This window comes from Erwinia sp. B116 (assembly GCF_002865965.1).
Classification (GTDB): Bacteria; Pseudomonadota; Gammaproteobacteria; order Enterobacterales; family Enterobacteriaceae; genus Erwinia.
This window is the reverse complement of sequence record NZ_JRZZ01000020.1, coordinates 1-20,576: the sequence shown is the minus strand read 5'-3', so window position 1 is coordinate 20,576 and position 20,576 is coordinate 1. Positions and strand designations below refer to the sequence as shown.

16 protein-coding genes and 2 pseudogenes are annotated in these 20,576 nt (G+C 64.4%); 8 read left to right on the top strand and 10 right to left on the bottom strand.

The window, feature by feature from the left end:
* Nucleotides 1-15: 15 nt before the first annotated feature.
* From NV64_RS14295 to NV64_RS14280, 4 genes are all read right to left on the bottom strand, one after another.
* Entirely contained in the window at nucleotides 16-1,566 is a 1,551-nt protein-coding gene (locus tag NV64_RS14295) for a sugar ABC transporter ATP-binding protein (protein ID WP_101506161.1), read from the bottom strand.
* A 10-nt stretch (nucleotides 1,567-1,576) separates the two neighbouring features.
* Nucleotides 1,577-2,188 (bottom strand): DUF2291 family protein, encoded by a 612-nt coding sequence (locus NV64_RS14290; protein WP_056234500.1) that lies wholly within the window; start codon nucleotides 2,186-2,188, stop codon nucleotides 1,577-1,579.
* A gap of 41 nt (nucleotides 2,189-2,229) precedes the next feature.
* Nucleotides 2,230-3,165: a D-ribose ABC transporter substrate-binding protein gene (locus tag NV64_RS14285; protein ID WP_056234497.1), complete on the bottom strand. Its 936-nt coding sequence runs from the start codon at nucleotides 3,163-3,165 to the stop codon at nucleotides 2,230-2,232.
* Nucleotides 3,166-3,246: 81 nt separating this feature from the next.
* A complete protein-coding gene (locus NV64_RS14280) occupies nucleotides 3,247-4,044 on the bottom strand; it encodes a GolD/DthD family dehydrogenase (protein ID WP_056234494.1) in 798 nt (265 codons plus the stop codon).
* A 403-nt stretch (nucleotides 4,045-4,447) separates the two neighbouring features.
* Here NV64_RS14280 and NV64_RS14275 point away from each other — a divergent pair, with 403 nt between their 5' ends.
* Nucleotides 4,448-5,239 carry a DeoR/GlpR family DNA-binding transcription regulator gene (locus NV64_RS14275; RefSeq protein WP_056234491.1) on the top strand — a complete coding sequence of 264 codons (792 nt, stop codon included), beginning with the start codon at nucleotides 4,448-4,450 and terminating at the stop codon, nucleotides 5,237-5,239.
* A gap of 40 nt (nucleotides 5,240-5,279) precedes the next feature.
* Here NV64_RS14275 and cobA read toward each other — a convergent pair whose 3' ends face one another.
* The 6 genes and pseudogenes from cobA to NV64_RS14245 form a co-directional block, all read right to left on the bottom strand.
* Nucleotides 5,280-6,191 (bottom strand): uroporphyrinogen-III C-methyltransferase, encoded by a 912-nt coding sequence (cobA, locus tag NV64_RS14270; RefSeq protein WP_101506160.1) that lies wholly within the window; start codon nucleotides 6,189-6,191, stop codon nucleotides 5,280-5,282.
* Between the two features lie 9 nt (nucleotides 6,192-6,200).
* Nucleotides 6,201-9,098, bottom strand: a pseudogene (gene nirB / locus NV64_RS14265) (nitrite reductase large subunit NirB); the annotation flags it as partial.
* Between the two features lie 46 nt (nucleotides 9,099-9,144).
* Complete coding sequence (locus tag NV64_RS14260; protein ID WP_056234487.1) at nucleotides 9,145-9,930, bottom strand: ABC transporter ATP-binding protein; 786 nt, start codon at nucleotides 9,928-9,930, stop codon at nucleotides 9,145-9,147.
* A complete protein-coding gene (gene ntrB, locus NV64_RS14255; RefSeq protein WP_233208992.1) occupies nucleotides 9,930-10,733 on the bottom strand; it encodes a nitrate ABC transporter permease in 804 nt (267 codons plus the stop codon). The genes NV64_RS14260 and ntrB overlap by 1 nt, the downstream gene beginning before the upstream one ends.
* Before the next feature lie 5 nt (nucleotides 10,734-10,738).
* Nucleotides 10,739-11,989, bottom strand: a complete 1,251-nt coding sequence (locus NV64_RS14250; RefSeq protein WP_101506157.1) for a CmpA/NrtA family ABC transporter substrate-binding protein — start codon at nucleotides 11,987-11,989, stop codon at nucleotides 10,739-10,741.
* A 280-nt stretch (nucleotides 11,990-12,269) separates the two neighbouring features.
* A complete protein-coding gene (locus tag NV64_RS14245) occupies nucleotides 12,270-13,550 on the bottom strand; it encodes a nitrate regulatory protein (protein ID WP_101506156.1) in 1,281 nt (426 codons plus the stop codon).
* A gap of 304 nt (nucleotides 13,551-13,854) precedes the next feature.
* On the opposite strand from NV64_RS14245, the gene NV64_RS14235 reads away from it, so the two are divergent.
* The 7 genes and pseudogenes from NV64_RS14235 to NV64_RS14205 form a co-directional block, all read left to right on the top strand.
* A complete protein-coding gene (locus NV64_RS14235) occupies nucleotides 13,855-14,346 on the top strand; it encodes an SH3 domain-containing protein (protein WP_369878891.1) in 492 nt (163 codons plus the stop codon).
* 83 nt (nucleotides 14,347-14,429) lie between these two features.
* Nucleotides 14,430-15,659, top strand: a complete 1,230-nt coding sequence (icmH, locus tag NV64_RS14230) for a type IVB secretion system protein IcmH/DotU (protein WP_101506154.1) — start codon at nucleotides 14,430-14,432, stop codon at nucleotides 15,657-15,659.
* Entirely contained in the window at nucleotides 15,659-17,698 is a 2,040-nt protein-coding gene (gene tssM / locus NV64_RS14225) for a type VI secretion system membrane subunit TssM (protein WP_101506153.1), read from the top strand. Before icmH ends, tssM begins: the two co-directional genes overlap by 1 nt.
* Entirely contained in the window at nucleotides 17,682-18,374 is a 693-nt protein-coding gene (gene tagF, locus NV64_RS14220) for a type VI secretion system-associated protein TagF (protein ID WP_056234467.1), read from the top strand. The genes tssM and tagF overlap by 17 nt, the downstream gene beginning before the upstream one ends.
* 25 nt (nucleotides 18,375-18,399) lie before the next feature.
* A complete protein-coding gene (gene tagH / locus NV64_RS14215) occupies nucleotides 18,400-19,554 on the top strand; it encodes a type VI secretion system-associated FHA domain protein TagH (protein ID WP_101506152.1) in 1,155 nt (384 codons plus the stop codon).
* Entirely contained in the window at nucleotides 19,551-20,327 is a 777-nt protein-coding gene (locus NV64_RS14210) for a PP2C family serine/threonine-protein phosphatase (RefSeq protein WP_056234461.1), read from the top strand. Before tagH ends, NV64_RS14210 begins: the two co-directional genes overlap by 4 nt.
* A gap of 14 nt (nucleotides 20,328-20,341) precedes the next feature.
* Nucleotides 20,342-20,576, top strand: a pseudogene (locus tag NV64_RS14205) (hypothetical protein); the annotation flags it as partial.

The following is a 20,576-nucleotide window of genomic DNA, read 5'->3' as shown; positions in this document are numbered from 1 at the left end:
TATCCTCAAGCCAGCTTATTCTTGCGGTGTTGATGCGGTGATTAACCGTTCCCGGGTCGCTTCGGCACGGGTTAAATCGGCGGCGATACGGCCGTCGGCCATCACCAGAATGCGGTCGGCCAGCGCCATCACCTCGTCCAGTTCGGAGGAGGAGAACATCACCGCCAGCCCTTCATGCGCCATGCGGCCAATCAGCTGATAGACGTCGGTTTTCGCGCCCACGTCGATGCCGCGCGTCGGTTCATCCAGCAGCACCACCTCCGGCCCGGTCATCAGCGCCTTGCCCAGCACCACCTTCTGTTGGTTGCCGCCGCTCAGCGAGGTGATCGGCAGTTCGCTGTCGCTGACCTTGATCGCCAGCCGCTGGATCATCCCGCCAACCTGCTGTTCCTCCTGCTTAGGGCGCAGCAGGCCCAGCGCCCGGCGGAAGCCGCGCAGGCTGAGGTCGCTCAGCGTCATATTGGTTTTGATCGACATCAGGCTGATAATGCCTTCGCCCTTGCGGTCTTCCGGCACCAGCGCGATGCCTTTTTTCAGGCGATACGCAAAGTCGCGGCGCTCAAGGGATTCGCCGTTCAGCGTCACCCTGCCGTTCTGGCACGGCATCAGGCCAATCAGCCCCTTAAACAGTTCGGTGCGCCCGGCGCCCAGCAGGCCGTAAATGCCGACCACCTCGCCTTTGCGCAGGCTGAAGCCCACCTCATTAAGCTTATAGCCGCCGTCCTGGCGCAGCGCGGTCATGCCGCTGACCTCCAGCACCACCTCGCCCTGCGGCGCCGGGGCGTAATCAAACTGTTTCTTCTTGTCGCCGACCATCTGGGCGATGATCCACGGCACGCTGGCGTCACGCACCTCGCGTTCGCTGATAAAGCGGCCGTCGCGGAAGATGGTGATGTGATCGCCGATCTCCATCAGCTCTTCCAGCCGGTGAGAGATGTAGATAATGGTGACGCCGCGGCGCTTCAGCGCCTCGATGACGTTAAACAGCACTTTCACTTCCGACTGGCTGAGCGCCGAGGTCGGTTCATCCATAATCAGTACCCGGGTGTCTTTCGACAACGCACGCGCAATCTCCACCAGCTGCTGGTGGCCGATGCCCAGTTCCCCGAGCGGCGCGTAAGGATCCACATCCAGCTCCAGCCGTTCCAGCAGCGATTTCGCCAGCTGGTACTGGTATTTTTCATTAATCCGGCCGCGCTGGAAAAACTCATTACCGATAAAGATGTTGTCCATCACGTTCATATTCGGGAACAGGTTCAGTTCCTGAAAGATGATGCTGATGCCGTGCTTCTCCGCCGCCATCGTCGAGTGCAGCGATACCGGCTCACCGTCGAGCAGGATCTGACCGGAGGAAGGCACTTCCACCCCGGCCAGCATTTTCATCATCGTTGACTTACCGGCACCGTTCTCGCCGATCAGCACATTGACCTTGTTGCGGTAAACGCGGTAGTTCACCTGGTCCAGCGCGATCACGCCGGGGTAGATGCGGGAAACGTCGCGGGTTTCAATAATCACGTCCGGCTGCGCGTCAGCGGCCGGCTCGCCTGCGGTCAGATGTTCTGCCATTCCCAGCTCCTCACTGACGAACTACGCGTGCGGGGGTAATGTCCGCCGGGGTTTGCGGCACGTCCCAGCTGCTGAATACGCCGTCGACTTCAACGCTGTCGCCGACTTTCGGCTGCAGCTTTTTAATCTCATCGGACGCGAGGGTGTTGATCGCCTTGCCATAGTCGCCAAACAGCACCTGGTCGTTAAAGTCCTGATAGCTCACGCCCTTATAGGCGTCGCGCAGCGCGGTACCGCGGATGGTCGGCCCGATCTGCACCGCAACCTCAAGCCCGCTGGCGTCTCTGACGGTCATTTTGCCGCTGCGTGAGGTGGTATTCACCGCGGTAACGGTGCCCAGCACCTTCACCGTGAACACGCACGGGTTCTCTTCCTGGCTGCGGTAGCCGAACTGCTTACAGGCGGCGTCAAAATCTTTTGCACCCTTAAGGGCACTCATCAGCTCAGCCAGCGGCTTCGCCTCGCTGAGGATCTGCGGCACAATTTTCTGCTGATAGGTGGTGGTTACATTGGCCAGCGCGGGATTCGGTGGATTTTTCAGATCCTGAAGCTCCTGCTGCGACACAATACGGCAGCCCCCGAGGGCTAAAGTGGCTACTGCCAGCCAGACACGCCTGGACATAATTCGCTCCTTTGCGCCCCTTGCGGGGCGCAGCGTTAACATCAGGATTTGAAGTTGAAGTCCTGGACCTTGTCAGCATTCTCCTGGTTGATCAGAATGCCGCGGAACATCACGCGCTGTTTCTCCGGCTTCACGCCTTTCTGAATGAAGTTATCCAGGTCGGTCACGCCCTGCGCGGCAATCGCCTGCGCCTGCAGCATCACCGTTGACTTCAGGGTGCCGGCTTTCACCGCGTCACGCTCGTCGTTGCTGCCGTCGATGCCCACCACGATCACATCGCTGCGGCCGGCGGCCTTCAGCGCGGCGATCGCACCCAGCGCGACCGGGCCGTTACCGCAGATCACGCCCTTCACGTCCGGGTGCGCCTGCAGGATGCTGTCCATGATGCGCTTGCCGTCGATCAGGGTGCCTTTGGCATCCTGCTTCGCCACGCTCTGCATGTCCGGGTACTGATCCAGCACCTGGTGGAAGGATTTAGAGCGGGTCACGCAGTTGTTGTCGGCAAGGTTACAGGCCAGTTCGGCGTATTTGCCCTTCTCGCCCATCTTCTCAACGAAGACGTTGGCGACGTCAGAACCTGCCTGGAAGTTGTTGTGGGTGATCTGCTCCAGCGCCACGTCATCCACCGGGATTTCGCGGTTGATCAGCACCACCGGGATCCCGGCGTCCTTGGCCTTCTGGATCGCCGCCACGCTGGCGGTGGAGTCGGCGTTGTCCAGAATGATGCCCTGCACTTTTTTACCGATGGCGGCGTCGATCAGTTCGCTCTGCTTCTTCACGTCTTCACCGTGGGACAGCACCGACGTTTTGTAGCCCAGCTCCTGCGCCTTCAGGTTGGCCCCTTTGGCTTCGGAGGCGTAGTACGGGTTATCCAGGGAGTTAACCAGGATCATGATGGTGCCTTTTTCCGCCGCGCTGACCGCGTGGGAGAAGGAGCAGGCGGTAGCCAGGGCTAACAGGGTTAAACGCATTTTCATGGTGACGTTCTCGCTATAATTGTTATGTGTAGGTACAGCGTTTTTTGGGTACTGCGGTTTCACTGGTGTGGCGGGCGGCGATTACCAGATGGTAAAGCCACCGTCGATCATCAGATCCGCACCGGTGATCATGTCGCTGCCGTTGCCGGCAAAGAACAGCACCGCGGCGGCAATCTCATCGGTGTAGGCAAAACGCCCCATCGGGATCAGCTTCTTCATCGCTTCGCCCTTCTCACCGCGCCAGGCCTTCTCGCCCATCGGCGTCAGCACCACGGTCGGTGACAGGGTATTCACGTTAATTTTGTGCGGCGCGAACTCTTTCGCCATCACTTTGGTCATGCCCAGCAGGCCCGCTTTGGCCGAGGTATAGGCCACGTGGTTGTCGATGGCGATCGACGCCGCCTGTGAAGCGATATTGATAATTTTGCCGCCGCGGCCGGCCTTAACCATGCGTTTGCCCACCGCCTGCGAGGTGAGGAACGGCCCGGTCAGGTTCACCGCCACCTGCTTCTGCCACTCGGCGAAGTCGGTTTCCAGTACCGGCTGCAGCATCACGTAGCCGGCGCAGTTGACCAGAATATCGATGTGGCCGTAGTGCGCTTCCACCTGGGCAATCGCCTGCTCGACGGAATCCGGGTCGGTGACGTCGCACTGGACGAACTGCACGCGGTCGGCGTCAAACTGGCTGGCAACGTCGGCGACTTTGCCCTGCTCAAAGGCCGGGTAGAGCAGCGCCAGGCTGGCGCCTTTCGCCAGCAGCATCTCGTTGCTGGCCATGGCAATGCCGCCCAGCCCGCCGGTCACCACGGCAACCTTGCCGCTGAGGTCAGTGTTGATATCCACGCCGTGACGCAGGTTTACGTCGTATTCGTTACTCATGTGCCGTTGCTCCTTAAGCGGTGACGGTCAGGTGTTCTGAAGGGGTTCGCAGGCCGAAAAGCTGACTTCTTGCGGGTTCAGTAGCGACCATTGATTTTCGAATAAAAATATACGCTATCGTTTGTCGACAGAATGTGGAGAAGATCATGTTTCAAACAAAAACAAACGAAAACGTTAAATACTTGTAAAACTTAGTTTTTTTGATTAACACCGCTGTGCATGCTGCTGCCTTGTCAGACAAATCTGATATAAATCAAGCATGTGCCAAAAAATGACTTTCGTTCGAAAATGAAAAACCTTTTATGGCAGCCCTCGCATTTGCCTTAGTCGGCGGGTAATATCCAGCGCAAGGGGTTGACTGGCATGCAGGTTTGGCGGTAATCAGGCAAACGGAGTGTTTCACTTGAAAAGCAAAAATGAACAATTGGCTGATATGCTGCAGCGGCGTGAAAAGATTCTTGAGATGATCCGTGAGGACGGCACGGTGACGGTGAAGGCGCTGACCGAAGCGTTTAATCTGACCGAAGCCACCATCCGCACCGACCTGCGCGTGCTGCAGAAAGAGGGGTACGTGCAGCGCTATCACGGCGGGGCCACGCTGATGACCGGCAAGCAGAACACCGGCGCGCTGCTGCTGGAGCGGCAGACGCATATGGAAGCCAAGGACGCCATCGGTCAGCTGGCGGCGCAGCAGATCGAAAACGGTGACACGGTGATTTTCGATAGCGGTACCACTACCACCGCCATCGCCAACCATATGAACCATATCCGCCGCCTGTCGGTGGTGACCAACGCGGTGAATATTGCCCTTAAGCTGGGCGGTGAACCGGGCATTAATATCCTGCTGACCGGCGGCACCTTCAAATTTCCGACGCTCTCCACCTCCGGTGAGAAGGCGGCCGGTTTCTTTGAAAACGTGCTGGCCGAGAAGCTGTTTCTTGCCACCGCCTGCATCTCACCGCGCCTCGGCCTCAGTTTCCCCAGCGAAACCGATATCAAGGTGAAAAACGCGATGATCAACTCGGCCAACACGGTTTACGTGGTGGCCGACTCCAGCAAAATTGACAAGGTGTCGATGTTTGCGCTGCCCTGCGACTGGAACAAAATCCAGTACCTGATCACCGACAGCGGCATCTCTCAGCAGTCGGTGGCGGCGTTTGAGGCGTTAGGCGTGAAGGTGCTGGTGGCCGCCTGAGGTGCGGCCGCCGGGTCAGCACCCGTTATCCTCCTGCCCGTTATCCTCCTGCCCGTTCTGCGCACGGCGCCGACTCCGCATGATGCATCGCGGCCTGCGCCGCCGTGTATAACCCCACCACGTCACCAATAATCAGCAGCCCCGGCGACTGCGGCTGCTGCTCCGCTACCGTGGCAGCCAGCCTGTCCAGCCGGGTGACGATCACGCGCTGATCGGCGCGGGTGCCGCGTTCAACGATCGCCACCGGGGTGGCGGCGTCGCGGCCGTGGGCGATCAGCTGTGCGCTCAGCTCCGCGCACCAGGTCAGCCCCATATAGAACACCAGCGTCTGCTGCGCATCGCGCAGGCTGCGCCAGTCGTGCTCTGGCTTGCCGCTGCTGTGGTGGCCGGTGATAAAGCGCACCGACTGCGCCAGCCCGCGGTGGGTCAGCGGAATGCCGCTGGCCGCCGCGCAGCCGGTGGCGGCGGTGATCCCCGGCACGATATGGCAGGCTATCCCCGCCTGCTGCAGCCACTGCATCTCCTCGCCGCCGCGGCCGAACACAAAGGGGTCGCCGCCCTTCAGCCGCAGCACCTGCTGGCCGGCGCGGGCCAGGTCGACCAGCAGCTGGTTGATCTGCTGCTGGCTCATGGCGTGAAAGCCCGGCGTTTTACCCACGTCGATGCACAGCGCCTCAGGTGGGATCAGCGCCATCACCTCTGCGCTGACCAGCCGGTCATAAACCACCACCTGCGCCTGTTCGATCAGCCGCAGCGCCCGCACCGTCAGCAGATCGGCGGCCCCCGGCCCGGCCCCCACCAGCCAGACGCTGCCGGGGACGTTTTCGCCGCCGTTGGCCTCGCCGTTATCCCCGCTGCCGTCAGCGTTATCGCTTCCCGAACCGTTAGCGCGGTCGGCGCTGGCTTTCGCGCGCGCCAGCAGCGTTTCAATGCCGGCAATATTCAGCGTCATGGTCGCTCCTTACGCGGTAATCGCGTCTTTTATGCTGGTGACAATCAGCGGCGCGGCCGCTACCCACACCTGGCCCTGCTCTATCTTCACCGGCCAGCAGCGCAGCGCCAGCTGCGGATTATCGAGGCTCTGGCCGTCGCGCAGGCGGAAGCGCTGTTTGTACAGCGGCGAAACAACCAGCGGTTCACCGGCGGCGTCGCCGAGCAGGCCGCGTGACAGCACGCTGGCCGTGGTGCCCGGTTCGTTATCATCCAGCGCCCACACCCGGTCGCCGTGGCGGAACAGCGCGATGCGCTGGCTGCCGAGCCGCGCGCCGATCCCGGCGTCAGATGGGATCTGCTCCAGCCGGCACACCGCGTTCCAGGCGGCAGGCGGCGCCACCACCGGCAGCACCGGCGGCAGGTCGCTGGCCGGGCGGATCTGGCCGCGGGTCTGCTGCCAGCGGATGGTTTCGTCCGCCTCGCTGCTGTTCACCGTGCTGCGGAACAGCGCCAGCCGGTCGTCGTCCGCCAGCGTGGTCTGCCACTCGCACTGGTAGCTCGCCACCACCTGCGCCATCTCCTGCTCCAGCTCGGCATTGATGCCCAGCACGTCCTCAATCACCACCTGGCGCAGGTAGTCCAGCCCACCCTCAAGGTTATCCATCCACACGCTGGTGCGCTGCAGACGATCGGCGGTGCGGATATAGAACATCAGCAGGCGATCGACGTAGCGGATCAGCGTGTCATCGTCCAGGTCGCTGGCGAACAGATCGGCGTGGCGCGGCTTCATGCCGCCGTTGCCGCAGACGTAGAGGTTCCAGCCGTTCTCGGTGGCGATCACCCCGATATCCTTGCTCTGCGCCTCGGCGCACTCGCGGGTGCAGCCGGAGACCGCCATTTTGATCTTGTGCGGCGCGCGCAGCCCTTTGTAGCGGTCTTCCAGCCGGATGGCGAAGCCGGTGGAGTCCTGCACGCCGTAGCGGCACCAGGTGGAGCCGACGCAGGATTTCACCGTGCGCAGCGACTTGCCGTAGGCGTGGCCGGTCTCAAAGCCGGCGTCGGTCAGCGTCTGCCAGATGGCGGGCAGCTGCTCAAGGGTGGCACCAAACAGGTCGATGCGCTGGCCGCCGGTGATTTTGGTGTACAGGTTGTAGCGCGCGGCCACCTCGCCGATGACGATCAGCCCCTGCGGGGTGATCTCGCCGGCCGGAATGCGCGGCACCACCGAGTAGGTGCCGTCCTTCTGGATATTGGCAAAGTAGCGGTCGTTGGTGTCCTGCAGCGGCAGGTGCTGCGGCTTAAGCAGATACTCGTTCCAGCAGGAGGCCAGCAGCGAGCCGACCAGCGGTTTACAGACTTCACAGCCGCGCCCGCGGCCGTGGGCGGCGATCAGCTGGTCAAAGGTTTTGATGCGGTTAACGCGGATCAGCGAGTGCAGCTCCTGGCGCGACCACGGGAAGTGTTCACAGACGTCTTTCTTCACCTCCACGCCCTGCGCCGCCAGCTGGTACTCCATCACCTGTTTCACCAGCGCGGTACAGCCGCCGCAGCCGGTACCGGCTCTGGTACAGCTTTTTACCGCCGGCAGATCGCCGCAGCCGTCCTGCACCGCGCGGCAGATATCGCCCTTGCTGACGCTGTAGCAGGAGCAGATCTGCGCGCCGTCCGGCAGCGCGGCAACGCCCAGCGCTCTGGCCGGCGCGCCCTCGCTCTGCGGCAGGATCAGGCTCTCCGGTGACGCCGGCAGCGCCATGCCGTTGAGCATCATCTGCAGCAGCGTACTGTACTCGCTGCTGTCGCCGACCAGCACGCCGCCGAGCAGGCTTTTGCCGTCCGCCGACACCACGATTTTCTTGTAGACCTCTTTCGGTTCGCTGGTCCAGCTGTAGCTCTGGCTGCCCGGCGTGCGCGCGTGGGCGTCGCCCAGCGACGCCACCTCCACCCCCAGCAGCTTCAGTTTGGTACTCATGTCCGCGCCGATAAACGCCGCGCTCTCGCCGGCCAGCGTGGCGGCCACCACCCGCGCCATCTGGTAGCCGGGGGCCACCAGGCCAAACAGCTGGCCGTTCCACAGCGCGCACTCGCCGATCGCCGAGATGCTGGGGTCTGAGGTCGTGCACAGGTCGTTGATCTCAATGCCGCCGCGCGCGCCCAGCTGCAGCCCGCAGGCCGCCGCCAGCCGGTCGCGCGGGCGGATGCCGGCCGAGAACAGCACCAGGTCGGTCGCCAGGCTGCTGCCGTCGGCAAAATCGAGCCGCAGGCTGCCGTCCGCTTCGGTAACAATCTGCTGGGTGGACTTGCCGGTATGCACCTCAACCCCCAGCGCGCCGATCTTGCGCCGCAGCATCGCCGCGCCGCCGTCGTCCAGCTGCACCGCCATCAGGCGCGGGGCAAACTCGACCACCGCCGTCTCCAGCCCCAGCTGCTTCAGTGCGTTCGCCGCCTCCAGCCCCAGCAGGCCGCCGCCGATCACCACCCCGCGCGCGGCCCCCGCCGCCCTGGCGGCCAGCGCGTCCAGATCGTCCAGCGTGCGGTAGACAAAACAGCCCGGCCCGTCGCCGCCCGCCAGCGGCGGCACGAACGGATAGGAGCCGGTGGCCAGCACCAGCCGGTCGTAGCGCTGCTCGCGGCCGTCCGCCTCGGTAACGCACTGCCGCTCGCGGTCGATGGCCACCACCTCGCGGCCGGTGCGCAGCTCAATGCCGCTCTGCTCGCTAAAGCCCTCCGCCACCAGCGACAGCTCGGCGTGGCCCTTACCGGCAAAATACTCCGACAGATGCACGCGATCGTAAGCCACGTGCCGCTCTTCACCGTAGACGATCACCTGATAACGCAGGTGCAGCCCTTTACTGACCAGTTGCTCAAGAAAATGGTGGCCGACCATGCCGTGCCCAACCACCACTAATGTTGCTTTACTCATAGTTATCCTCCGGCAGTCTCAGCTGCGCTAAATGTGACAACGTCACCTGGACTCAAGCGGCCCGCTGTTTTTCATACAGGAACTGCAGTATCTGCTGGCGCAGATGGTGGTAATGCGCGTCATCTGCCAGCGCCACGCGGTTACGCGGGCGCGCTAAACCGGTACTGAGGATCTCGCCGACGGTGGCCGCCGGACCGTTGGTCATCATCATCACCCGGTCGGAGAGCAGCACCGCCTCGTCAACGTCGTGGGTGATCAGCACGATGGTGGTGTTCAGCTTCTGCTGGATGGCCATCACCGCGTCCTGCAGGTGCGCGCGGGTCAGCGCGTCCAGCGCGCCAAACGGCTCGTCCATCAGCAGCACCTTCGGCTTCATCGCCAGCGCGCGGGCAATGCCGACCCGCTGCTTCATGCCGCCGGAGATCTCCCCCGGCCGCTTGTGCTGCGCGTGGCCCATCTGCACCAGCTCAAGGTTGTGCGCAATCCACTCCTGCCGTTCGGCGCGGCTCATGCGGCCGCGGAACACCTGGTCCACCGCCAGCGCCACGTTGTCAAAGGCGCTCAGCCACGGCAGCAGCGAGTGCTGCTGGAACACCACCGCCCGCTCCGGCCCCGGCCCGGCGATTTCGCGGTTATCGCACAGCAGCACCCCTTCGGTCGGGCGGGTCAGCCCGGCGATCAGGTTGAGCAGCGTTGACTTGCCGCAGCCGGAGTGGCCGATCAGGCTGACCGTTTCGCCTTCGGCAATGTCAAAGCTGACGTTGTCCAGCGCCAGAAACTCGCCGCTGGCGGTGTTAAAGCGCTGGCTGACCTGCTGTACCTGAATAATCGGTTTCATTATTTGCCCCCTTTGCTGGCGTCATCCCAGGAAAACCGCCGGGCCAGCAGCATCAGCGCCTGCTCCAGCAGCAGCCCGATCGCGCCGATAATGAAAATGGCGATCAGAATGTGTTCCACGTTGAGGTTGTTCCACTCGTTCCAGATCCAGAAGCCAATGCCGAGGCCGCCGGTGAGCATCTCCGCCGCGACGATCACCAGCCAGGCGATGCCGATCGACAGACGCACCCCGGTCAGCAGCGCCGGCAGTACCGCCGGGAACAGAATTTTGCGCATCACCGTCCACTCGGAGAGCTGCAGCACCTGGGCGACGTTGAGGTAGTCCTGCGGCACCCGGCGCACGCCTTCGGCGGTGTTAATCACCATCGGCCAGATCGAGCAGATAAAAATGGTCCAGCTGGAGGCCGGCTCGGCCTTCTGAAACAGCAGCAGGCCGATCGGCAGCCAGGCCAGCGGGCTGACCGGGCGCAGCAGCGCGATAATCGGGTCAAACATGCGGCCGACAAACGCAAAGCGGCCGATCAGGAATCCGGCCGGGATCCCGACCAGCGCGGCGAGGCCAAAGCCCACCGCCACCCGCTGCAGCGAGGCCAGCACGTTCCAGCCAATCCCCTGGTCGTTCGGGCCGGCGTTGTAGAAGGGATTGGCGAACAGCGTCACCGCCGCGTGCCAGGTGCTGAGCGGGCCGGGGAAGCCGTGGGCGTTCAGCGCGGCAATCTGCCAGACGGTCAGCAGCAGCAGCGCACCGCAGATGGCCGGGATCAGCCGCTGCAGCAGCGGACGTAACGGATTAGTCATGGTGATGCTCCTCAGCGTTTCATCGCAAAGCTGGCGGCGTACTCCGCCGGTTTCGTGCCGTCCCACACCTTGCCGTCCATCAGCGTGCTGCTGCGCAGCGGGCTGGCGGGGGTGCTGATGCCGCCTACCGCCGTCGCCGCCTGCTGCCAGATATCCGTGCGGTTGACCTGTTTCGCCACCGCCAGATAGTCCGGATCGGCTTTCAGCAGCCCCCAGCGCCGCTGCTGGGTCAGGAACCACATGCCGTCCGACAGCCACGGATAGCTGACCCGGCCCTCGTCAAAGAAGCGCATCGGGTGCGCGTCCTGCCACTGGCGGCCGATGCCGTTGTCATACTGGCCAAGCATGCGGCCTTCGATGGTCTCCGGTCTGGTATTCAGGTACGCGCGTCCGGCGATCACCTGCGCCGTCTCGCGGCGGTTGGCGTCAGAGGCATCAATCCAGCGCGCCGCCTCCAGCACCGCGGCGGTCAGCGCGCGGGCGGTGTTCGGGTTCTCCTGCACCCACTGGCTGCGGGTGGCGAGGATCTTCTCCGGGTGATCCGGCCAGATCTGCTGGCTGGTGGCGGCGGTAAAGCCGATGTTTTCCGCAATCGCCCGCTGGTTCCACGGCTCGCCGACGCAGTAGCCGCTCATATTGCCGATCTTCATGTTCATCACCATCTGCGGCGGCGGCACCACCACGGTGCGCACGTCGTTAAACGGGTGGATGCCCGCCTCGGCCAGCCAGTAGTAGAGCCACATCGCGTGGGTGCTGGTCGGAAAGGTATGGGCAAAGGTGAAGCTGCCCGGTTCCTGCCCGCTGACCGCCTTTTTCAGCGCCGCGGCGTCGGTGACGCCCGCCGCCTTCAGCTGTGCGGAGAGGGTGATCGCCTGGCCGTTCTGGTTCAGCGTCATCAGGTTCGCCATGTCGTGCTGCGGCCCGGCCACCCCCAGCTGCAGGCCGTAAATCATGCCGTACAGCGCGTGCGCCGCGTCCAGTTCGCCGGAGGTCAGCTTGTCGCGTACCGCCGCCCAGCTGGCTTCCTTACTCGGCTGCAGGCTGATGCCGTACTTTTTGTCGAAGCCTTTTATCGCCGCCATCACCACCGGCGCGCAGTCGGTCAGCGGAATAAAACCCACGCGCACCACGCTTTTTTCCGGCGCGTCCGACCCTGCGGCCCAGGCCCGGTTCAGCACGCCCGGCAACAGATAACTGCCGCCTAGCGCCGCGCCGGCGGTAAGAAAATGACGCCTGGTCAGCGTTAATCCCGGTTTGCTCATCGTCTGGCTTCCTGAAAAAAGAGAATAAAAAAAGGCGTCCTCCGACATGCACGGGGCATGCGGCTGGACGCCTTTATCCAAAGCACTCGCTCTGCCGCCATTGGCAAAACAAATGCATGTTTGTTGTTACTCTCTCTTGCAAGCCCTGTGCCAGAGCCGGAATTTTCCTGCACCCCCCGCCGTTAGCGGGACGGAGCGGTTGGTACTTTCCCCCTGACCGTGGTGAGACCGTCCTGCTGCCCTGCGGTGAAGCAGGATATGCACACTCTTCGTGCAGGCTTTAGCCCTGCTCCTCGCCGAAGGCCGGCGCGACCGCCAGCAGCGCGGCGGCGATCTCACCGATGCGCTTATTCTGGTTCATCGCCATTTTGCGCAGGGTCTGGAACGCCCGATCTTCACTGTAGCCCTGCAGGCGCATCAGCAGCAGTTTGGCGCGGTCCACCTGCTTACGCTCCTCGATTGAGGCGCGCATCGCCGCCAGCTGGTCGTCCTGATCCTGCAGCCGCTTCGACTGCTGCTGAATCAGCTCCAGCACCGAGCGGCCGAGCTTTGGCGTCAGTCCGCCCGCCTCAAGCGGCGCCTGCTGCGCCCCCTGCCACGTCTCCCCGGCCAGCACCAGGCTGAACGCCGGGGCCGCCTGCGCCTGCGGCACCCGCAGCTGCAGTTCGGCCGCCGACAGCGGCGCCCCGGCCTCGGCGATGCTCTGGCGGCAGCGCTGCATCAGCGCCACGGCCAGCTGGTCTTCCACGGTTTTCAGGCCGTCGATGCGCCGGGTCAGCCGCTGATACCAGTGCAGCGCCATCGCCGCGCCCTGCCGATCCGGGCGGGAACCGGTACAGGCGATGCGCCGCAGCCGTTCCATCTCACCTTCCGCACCGCCCAGCCCGTGCCAGCACTGCAGGCTGTTCGCGTCGGCAAACTGCTCAAAATAGCTGAAGCAGCGCTCCTGCGCCTCAATCAGCGCCACCATCTGCTGGCTCTGCGCCGGGGTAAACTCACCGGCGGCAAAGCCGGCAGACCCGATGGCACGCTCCTGCCCGGCCAGCTCCTTGGCGTGCATAAAGCTGAACATCGCCAGCAGCGCCCGCGAGACGCCGGGATCCGAGGCGGTATCCACCATCTCAAACACCAGATTCAGCAGCTGACCGATGGCGTTATTAAAGGTGCTCATCGCGGTGGCGTGGCTCACCGCCAGCAGCCGGACCGACTGACGCAGCGCGTCCAGCGCCTCCAGCGCGCAGAGCGCGGCGGCGATGCGGCTGAACAGGCGACTGTTACCGGCGCGCGGGCTGTCGGCAGCGGGCAGCGGCGGCAGCAGCGCCAGCACGCTCTGCAGAGAGCGGCCGACGTCGCGCCCGCGCTGCGGCAGCTCGTCGCCAAACAGCTGCCCCTGCGAGCAGAGCCAGATATTGCTGGCACCGCGCTCGCGCTGTAAAACGTGGATCAGCTGACTGATTTCACCGGTGAGTCGCCCGGCCTGCAGCAGCTGCTGCAGGCCGGCAATTTCGCTCTGGCGTGAGGCCGCCAGCCAGGCAAGGGCGGAAGAGGAGGCGAGGCGCATTCTGTTCTCCAGTCATAAAATACTGACCACAACCAAGCAAAAACCATGCCGTTGCTGCGGACATACGCGTAGTGCAGGCTCAGCGAGCTGATTATAAAGCAGTGCGCGCGCGCGTTATTGACGCTAATCAAATTGCCGTTTCCACGGCTATCAGGCACACTCTGCCAGAGCGGACCTGCGGCGGTAACATGTTCAACCTGACTCTGCAATGGTTCCCATTCTTAAAAGCGTCAGGTAAACTTATGGCCGATTTTATCTTGATGTAATTCAGGGCAATTTTCCTGACTGCAACCTTACGGGGATCATAGTGAAAATTTATCTCGCGTTAACCCTGCTGGCCGTGCTGAGCGTGGCGGGATGTAAAGCCCCTGGCACCCCACCGACGGATGACACCCTGGTAACCAGCGAGGTTAACGGTGTGCGCCTGACGCATCGCTATGCGGTACAGCCGCCGCAGACTTTTACACCGATCGATCGGCCCTATCGCGCCCTGTATAAGGCGTCGGTGATGACCCGCCCGGACTACAGCGGCAAGGTGGTGCGTTACCTGGAGAACGGTAAGCCGTTTACCGCGCTGGGAATGGCGGACGGCTGGCTGGCGGTGGCCGACACCGGGGGTACGGAGTTGCTCGGTTACGTGCCGCAGAAGGCGGCGGTAAAAAGCGAGCTCTATGATGCCACCCTGCGCAACGACCGGCCGCGCCCGCGTAAGAGCAGTAAAAAAGTCTGCGTTGACGTCGGCGGCGAAGGAAAAGCCTGCCGTGACGGCAGCACGGCGACCTGGATTATTCAGTAAACGCCCGAACGCCCGCACAGTTACCCCGTCAGGATCGCGCCACCCGCGCCTGACGGTTCACAGCCGAGAATAACGATACCGCAATGACGCCGGAACTTCCCGCCAGCACGGCCGCCGTAAAGGTCCAGGACTATCGCCTGCTGACCGCTGCCGCCCCGCTGCTCAACGCCATCGTGCAGATCCGCCAGGCCGCCACCCATGACGACCCGGCCGGCCTGCGCCAGCAGCTGGTGGATGAAATCCATCAGTTCGAGGCCGTTGCCCGCCAGAGCGGTTTGCCGTTCGAAACGCTGATCGGTGCCCGCTACTGCCTGTGCGCGGTGCTGGATGAAGCGGCGGCGAAGACGCCGTGGGGCAGCCGTGGCATCTGGTCCGGCAACGGCCTGCTGGTCACCTTTCATAACGAAAGCTGGGGCGGCGAAAAGGTGTTTCAGCTGCTGGCGCGCCTGTCGCAGCATCCGGCGACGCATCTGGAGCTGCTGGAAGTGATCCACTACTGCCTGCTGCTCGGCTTCGAGGGGCGCTATCGCGGTGCGGAACAGGGCCGCCAGCAGCGGGAAGCGCTGCGCGAACGCCTGGCGCAGCTGATCCGTGACACCCGCAGCCGGCAGGCAGCTGCCCCGATGCCGGCGGCAGAGGAGCCGGCGATCGTGCGGCCGCGCTGGCAGGCGCCGATCCCGCTGTGGGTCTGCGCCGCCTGCGCCCTGCTCTGTGGTGCGCTGGTGTTCTCCACCCTGAACTGGCGGCTGGGTAAGGCCACCGAGCCGGTGCTGCAGCAAATCTGGCAGATCCCGCTGCCGGCCGCGCTGCCGGGGCTGCGCGGTAACCCGTCGCAGACCCTGCAGGAGCTGCAGCAGCGGCTTAGCGATCTGATCGACGCCCGCCAGCTGGACGTCACCGACAGCGAAAGCGGCAGCAAGATTATTTTGCCCGCGGACCGCCTGTTCGTCGCCAACAGCGCAGAGCTTACTGCGCAAGGCCGGGCGCTGATCGCCCGCGTGGCGGCGGCGCTGGAAACGGCAAAAGGCACGCTGCTGGTCTGCGCTTACACCGACGACAGCCCCGTTGAGTTCAGCCGCTTCCCCACCCGCTGGGACTATACCCAGGCTCAGGCGCACAGCGCCGGGACGCTGTTACAGCAGCTGCTGGCCCAGCCGGGCATGACGCTACGCAGCGAGGGCCGCGGCGACAGCCACGCGCGCCTGCCGAACGACAGCGGTGAAAACCGGGCAATCAACCGTCGGCTGGAGATCATTCTGCAGCCTGCACCGGACGACGGCGGCAATGACAGCAAAAATTCTGGAAAATCCTGATGCCTCACCTCGTGCGTTTCCTCTCTAACCGCCGCCTGTTCTGGGGGCTGACCGGCGTGCTGGCGCTGTCGGCGCTGATCTGGCTGGTCGCCCCGCTGCTGCCCGCCACCCGGTTTGGCGATCCCGGCAGCCGCCTGAGCCGCCAGCTGCTGATCGCGCTCTGCCTGCTGCTGTGGTTCCTGCTGCAGCTGCTGCCGCAGCTATGGCGCAGGCGGACGAACGCCCGCCTGCTGGCTCGTCTGCAGATGAGCGGCGAGGAGCAGGCCGAACTGCAGGCGACCGGCGAGATGCTGGACGACCGTTTTCTGCAGGCGCTGCAGCTGCTGAAAACCGCGCAGTTTGGCAGCGCTGCGCCGCGTGGACTCGCCGGCTGGCTGGCCCACCGCCGCGCGCCTTACCTCTATCAGCTGCCCTGGTACCTGATTATCGGCGCGCCCGGTGCCGGTAAAACCAGCGCGCTGGTCAACTCCGGGCTGGAGTTTCCGCTGGCAAGCCCGCTGGGCAACACCGCGATGCGCGGCATTGGCGGCACCCGTCACTGCGACTGGTGGTTCAGCCGCCAGGCGGTGCTGCTGGATACCGCCGGGCGCTATGCGCTGCAGGAGAGCCAGCGCACCCGTGACGCCGGCGAATGGCAGACCTTTATCAGGCTGTTAAAGCGCTACCGCCCGCGGCAGCCGATCAACGGCGTGATCGTCACCCTCAGCGTCGCCGACCTGCTTGGCGACGCCGCCTCGGCGCGTCAGGCGCAGGCCAGCGCGTTGCGTCAGCGTCTGGAAGAGCTGCATCAGCAGACCGGTATTACCTTCCCGGTCTACGTGATGGTCACTAAAACCGATCTGCTGCAGGGCTTTGTTCGCTACTACCAGCAGCTGGACAAGAGCGAGCGTGCGCAGCGGGTGGGCATCAGCTTCCCGTGGCCGGAACCGGTCAGCCACGCGCAGCTGCTGGCCGAGTTCACCCCGCGCTTTCAGCAGCTGTGCGGCCAGCTGACCGCCGGGCTGGCGGATCGCATGGCCCAGGAAACGGATCTCAGCCTGCGCGCCGAATGCTTTCAGTTTCCCCAGGAGTTCGCGGCGCTGGCCCCGCTGCTGACCGACTATCTCAGTACGCTGTTTGCCAGCGACCGGCAGCCGGCGGGCTGCATTCCCCGCGGGCTCTTCTTCACCAGCGCCACCCAGGAGGGGCTGCCCTTCGATCGGGTAATGGGCGAGCTGTCGCGCAAGCTGCAGCTGCCGCCGCGCCGGCAGCCGTCGCTCTCCGACTGGGACAGCGTCAGCCGCCAGGCACCGATCCCGGCCGGTAAAGGCCAGAGCTTCTTTATCCACGATCTGCTCACCCGGGTGGTGTTTGCCGAGCACAGCCTGGCGGGCAGCGACGGCCGCTGGGAACAGCGCCAGCGCCTGCTGCACCGGCTGGGGTACGCCGCGCTTGGCGGCGGCCTGCTGCTGTGCTGCGCGCTGTGGCTGACCAGCTATCAGCGCAATCAGCAGTGGCTGCAGCAGGTCGGACAGCAGCTGCCCCGGATGCAGCAGCAGGCCAGCCGCATCGGCAACCCTGACGGCGAAAGCTTTGCCGATCTGCTACCCTTGCTGAATTCGCTGGCGTCGCTGGCCCACGGCGACGCCTTCGCGCTGGATGCGCCGCCGGCCGCGCTGCGCGCCGGGCTGTATCGCGGCGATCAGGTCGGGGAAGCGGCGACCAGCGTCTACCAGGTCGCGTTAAAATCGCTGCTGCTGCCGCAGGTAACGCTGTTGATTACCGCCACCCTGCGTAATGACGACGGCCAGGACCCGCGCTACAGCCGCCGGGCGCTCAGCGCCTATCAGATGCTGTATCAGCCGCAGCATTACAACGGCGCGTTTCTGCGCGGCTGGGTGATGCAGCAGTTAACGCTGAGCGCGCCGCGGCTGACCGACCAGCAGCGCTCGCAGCTTGAAGAGCACCTGAGCGCGTTGCTGGTCGGTCAGGTGCAGCGCTCACCTTTTGCCCGTGACAACCAGCTGCTCAGAAGGGGGGACGATGATCGCCAGCAGTGAACTACAGTGGTACGGCAAGCTGCCTGCGGCGGGAGACTTCGTGCAACGACGGATGCCACCGGCGCTGAACACGCGCTGGTCACACTGGTTCCAGCAGGGACTGATTGACCGCCAGCATCACCTGCCTGCGGGTGACGTACCGCTGAGCAGCGGGCCGGTGTGGAATTTTGTACTGCCCGCCACCCTCGGGGTGCAGAAGGTCCAGCTGGGCTGCCTGCTGCTCTCGCGCGATCGCGTTGGCCGCACCTGGCCGCTGCTGGCGCAGCACAGTCTTACCGTCTGCGAGTGGCACCCGGCGCAGCTGGACGTCGCCGGGCAGTGGTTTAACGCGCTCGGCGCCACCCTGCTCGCCGCCGTGAACAATGCCACCCCGGCCGACCAGCTGGAGCAGGCGCTGCAGGCGCTGGCGCCGCTGAGCCGCCCCGCGCAGGATGTCAGGCTGGCGGAGCTGGAGTCCGGGGATCGGCCCTGCCGGCTGGCGTGGCAGGAGGTTGCCCGTCGGTTCGATCCGCTGCACTACACCAGCTACTGGTGGACCAATCAGGCCGGCCACGCACCCCTGCAGACCCACCGCCACAGCGGTAACCTGACCGCCCGGCTGTTTACCCAGCTGTTTCATCCCACCGCCGGCAAACGGGCGGGCCGTCACGGCTTCTATCCGCCGATGTTTGACTAGCCGCGCGTTACAGCAGGAAAATCCTATGCGACTGACCCTTTTATCTCCGCCCGCGTCACTGGCCGTCCACTACTACGATTTTATCGCGCCGGGCGGCACGCTGGGGCGCAGCCCCGATAACCAGCTGGTGCTGCCCGACCCTGAACGGGCCATCTCGCGGTTGCAGGCGCTGATCCACGTCGCCCCCGGCGGCGAATGTCGCCTGACGTCACAGGGCAGCGTCACCCCGGTGTGGCATAACGGCGTGGCGCTGACGCGCGGCGACCAGGTACTGCTGACCCACGGTGACCGGCTGGCGATCGGCCCCTGGCAGCTGGCGGTCAGCGACCCGCAGCGGCAGCGGGATGAGCCGGTACGCGACGATCCGCTGCTGCTGTTTGGCGAAGACGCAGCGGACGACGACCCGCTGGGCCTGCTGGATGAACCGGTACCGGCAGCGGATCGCATCCCCCCGACGTTCAGCGCTGAACAGCTGGAAGAGCGCGCGGCCCGTGACGCCGCCGCCCGGCTGGCGATCGACCCGCTGCGCCCGCAGCGCGACGACGCGGATGCGGCGCTGCCGGAACAGCAGCGTCTGCTGCAGGCGCTGGTGGACGGGCTGGGGCTGGAAAACGCCAGCGATGCCCCGCCGCTGACCGAACAGCAGATGTACACCACCGGCCGTATGCTGAGCCTGTTCACCCAGGGCACCGTGGCGCTGCTCTCGTCCCGTTCGATCCTCAAGCGCGGGGTAAAGGCCGAGATGACCCAGATCCTCAACGAGGCAAATAACCCGTTTAAAATCCTGCCCTCCGGCAAAATGGTGATGCGGCAGATCTACCAGAACCCGCTGCCCGGCTTTATGCCGCCGGAACAGGCGGTACGCGATGCGCTGGTCGATCTGCAGGCGCATCAGCTGGGGATGATTGCCGGCATCCGGGCGATTATCGCCGCCATGCTGCAGTCGTTTAACCCGCAGCGGGTGGAGGACGACGCCGTGCGCGAAGGGGTTCTGCCGCGCATCGGGCTGAGCGCCACGCGCAAGGCGGCGCTGTGGGACGCCTTTACCCGCCACTATCAGCACACCGCCGGCGAGATCGAAGATGACTTCCATACGCTGTTTGGCGAGGCTTTCCTGCACGCCTACGAGATGGAGGTTCATCAGTACAAAGACTCGCAGACGCCGGTGGAGGAAGGATGAAAATCAGCGTCGCCTCCTGCTCTGAGGCTGGCCACCGCCAGCGCAATGACGACGTGCTCGGCAGCTGGATCGGCGAGCACGGTGCCTGTTTCGTGGTGTGTGACGGCGTGGGCGGCTACGCGGGAGGCGATCGCGCCGCCACGCTGGTGCGCGATCTGCTGCTGGCCCAGGTCAGCCAGCTGGAGCAGCTGACCCTGCAGAACACCACGGCGGCGGTTGCCGGCGTTGAGGAGGCGATCTGCGCGGCACAGCTGAACGATGCCGGGTGCGCGCAGATGAGCACCACTCTCGCCGCGCTGTTTACCGACCGCGAGCGGCAACGGGTGTGGTGGGCACACGCCGGAGACAGCCGCATTTACCATTTCCGGCGAGGTCAGCTGGCGGGCGTCACCCGCGATCACAGCCTGCGCCAGCAGTTTGCCGACGCCGGTTATGAAAATGCAGGCATAAACGGCCATCTGCTCTATAATGCGCTCGGCGGCCATCACGCGCCCTACGTCAGCTGGCACAGCGAGCTGAACGTGGAAGACGGCGATGCCTTTCTGCTGTGCAGCGACGGTTTCTGGAACCCGCTGAGCGCCGGGGATATGGCGCTGGCGCTGCGGCTGGTCAACTCTCCCGACGAGTGGCTGGCGCTGCTGCTTCAGGCCATCGCGCCGGCGGCCAGAAATGACAATCTTAGCGCCGTGGCGGTCTGGTTTGGTTCGCCGCAGGAAACCACCTTACTGATCTCGCCGACCGACGCCGCCCGGTTTCTGCCGCCACGAGAATAAACGCAGGGATTACGATGAAATTTTGGTCGTCCGCAGCCGCGATGCTGCTGTTCGCCGCCGCCGCCCACGCCGGTGATTATCGCGTCGTCTACTCCCCCAGCCTGGCGCTGGAGGTGTATATCGACGACGTCAGCAGCAGCGAGGCGCAGGCCTGGTGCCGCCAGACGCTGCCGCTGCGTATCGTCGCCGGTAAACCCGCTGATGCCACGGTGCTGAACGGCTTTCTGCCGCAGGTAGGCAATCTGTTAC

What these genes read in the sequence shown, in the direction of transcription:
- NV64_RS14295 (WP_101506161.1), bottom strand. Translation starts at nt 1,566, where the DNA reads ATGGCAGAACATCTGACCGCAGGCGAGCCGGCCGCTGACGCGCAGCCG.
- NV64_RS14290 (WP_056234500.1), bottom strand. Translation starts at nt 2,188, where the DNA reads ATGTCCAGGCGTGTCTGGCTGGCAGTAGCCACTTTAGCCCTCGGGGGC.
- NV64_RS14285 (WP_056234497.1), bottom strand. Translation starts at nt 3,165, where the DNA reads ATGAAAATGCGTTTAACCCTGTTAGCCCTGGCTACCGCCTGCTCCTTC.
- NV64_RS14280 (WP_056234494.1), bottom strand. Translation starts at nt 4,044, where the DNA reads ATGAGTAACGAATACGACGTAAACCTGCGTCACGGCGTGGATATCAAC.
- cobA (WP_101506160.1), bottom strand. Translation starts at nt 6,191, where the DNA reads ATGACGCTGAATATTGCCGGCATTGAAACGCTGCTGGCGCGCGCGAAA.
- NV64_RS14260 (WP_056234487.1), bottom strand. Translation starts at nt 9,930, where the DNA reads ATGAAACCGATTATTCAGGTACAGCAGGTCAGCCAGCGCTTTAACACC.
- NV64_RS14250 (WP_101506157.1), bottom strand. Translation starts at nt 11,989, where the DNA reads ATGAGCAAACCGGGATTAACGCTGACCAGGCGTCATTTTCTTACCGCC.
- NV64_RS14245 (WP_101506156.1), bottom strand. Translation starts at nt 13,550, where the DNA reads ATGCGCCTCGCCTCCTCTTCCGCCCTTGCCTGGCTGGCGGCCTCACGC.
- icmH (WP_101506154.1), top strand. Translation starts at nt 14,430, where the DNA reads ATGACGCCGGAACTTCCCGCCAGCACGGCCGCCGTAAAGGTCCAGGAC.
- tssM (WP_101506153.1), top strand. Translation starts at nt 15,659, where the DNA reads ATGCCTCACCTCGTGCGTTTCCTCTCTAACCGCCGCCTGTTCTGGGGG.
- tagF (WP_056234467.1), top strand. Translation starts at nt 17,682, where the DNA reads ATGATCGCCAGCAGTGAACTACAGTGGTACGGCAAGCTGCCTGCGGCG.
- tagH (WP_101506152.1), top strand. Translation starts at nt 18,400, where the DNA reads ATGCGACTGACCCTTTTATCTCCGCCCGCGTCACTGGCCGTCCACTAC.
- NV64_RS14210 (WP_056234461.1), top strand. Translation starts at nt 19,551, where the DNA reads ATGAAAATCAGCGTCGCCTCCTGCTCTGAGGCTGGCCACCGCCAGCGC.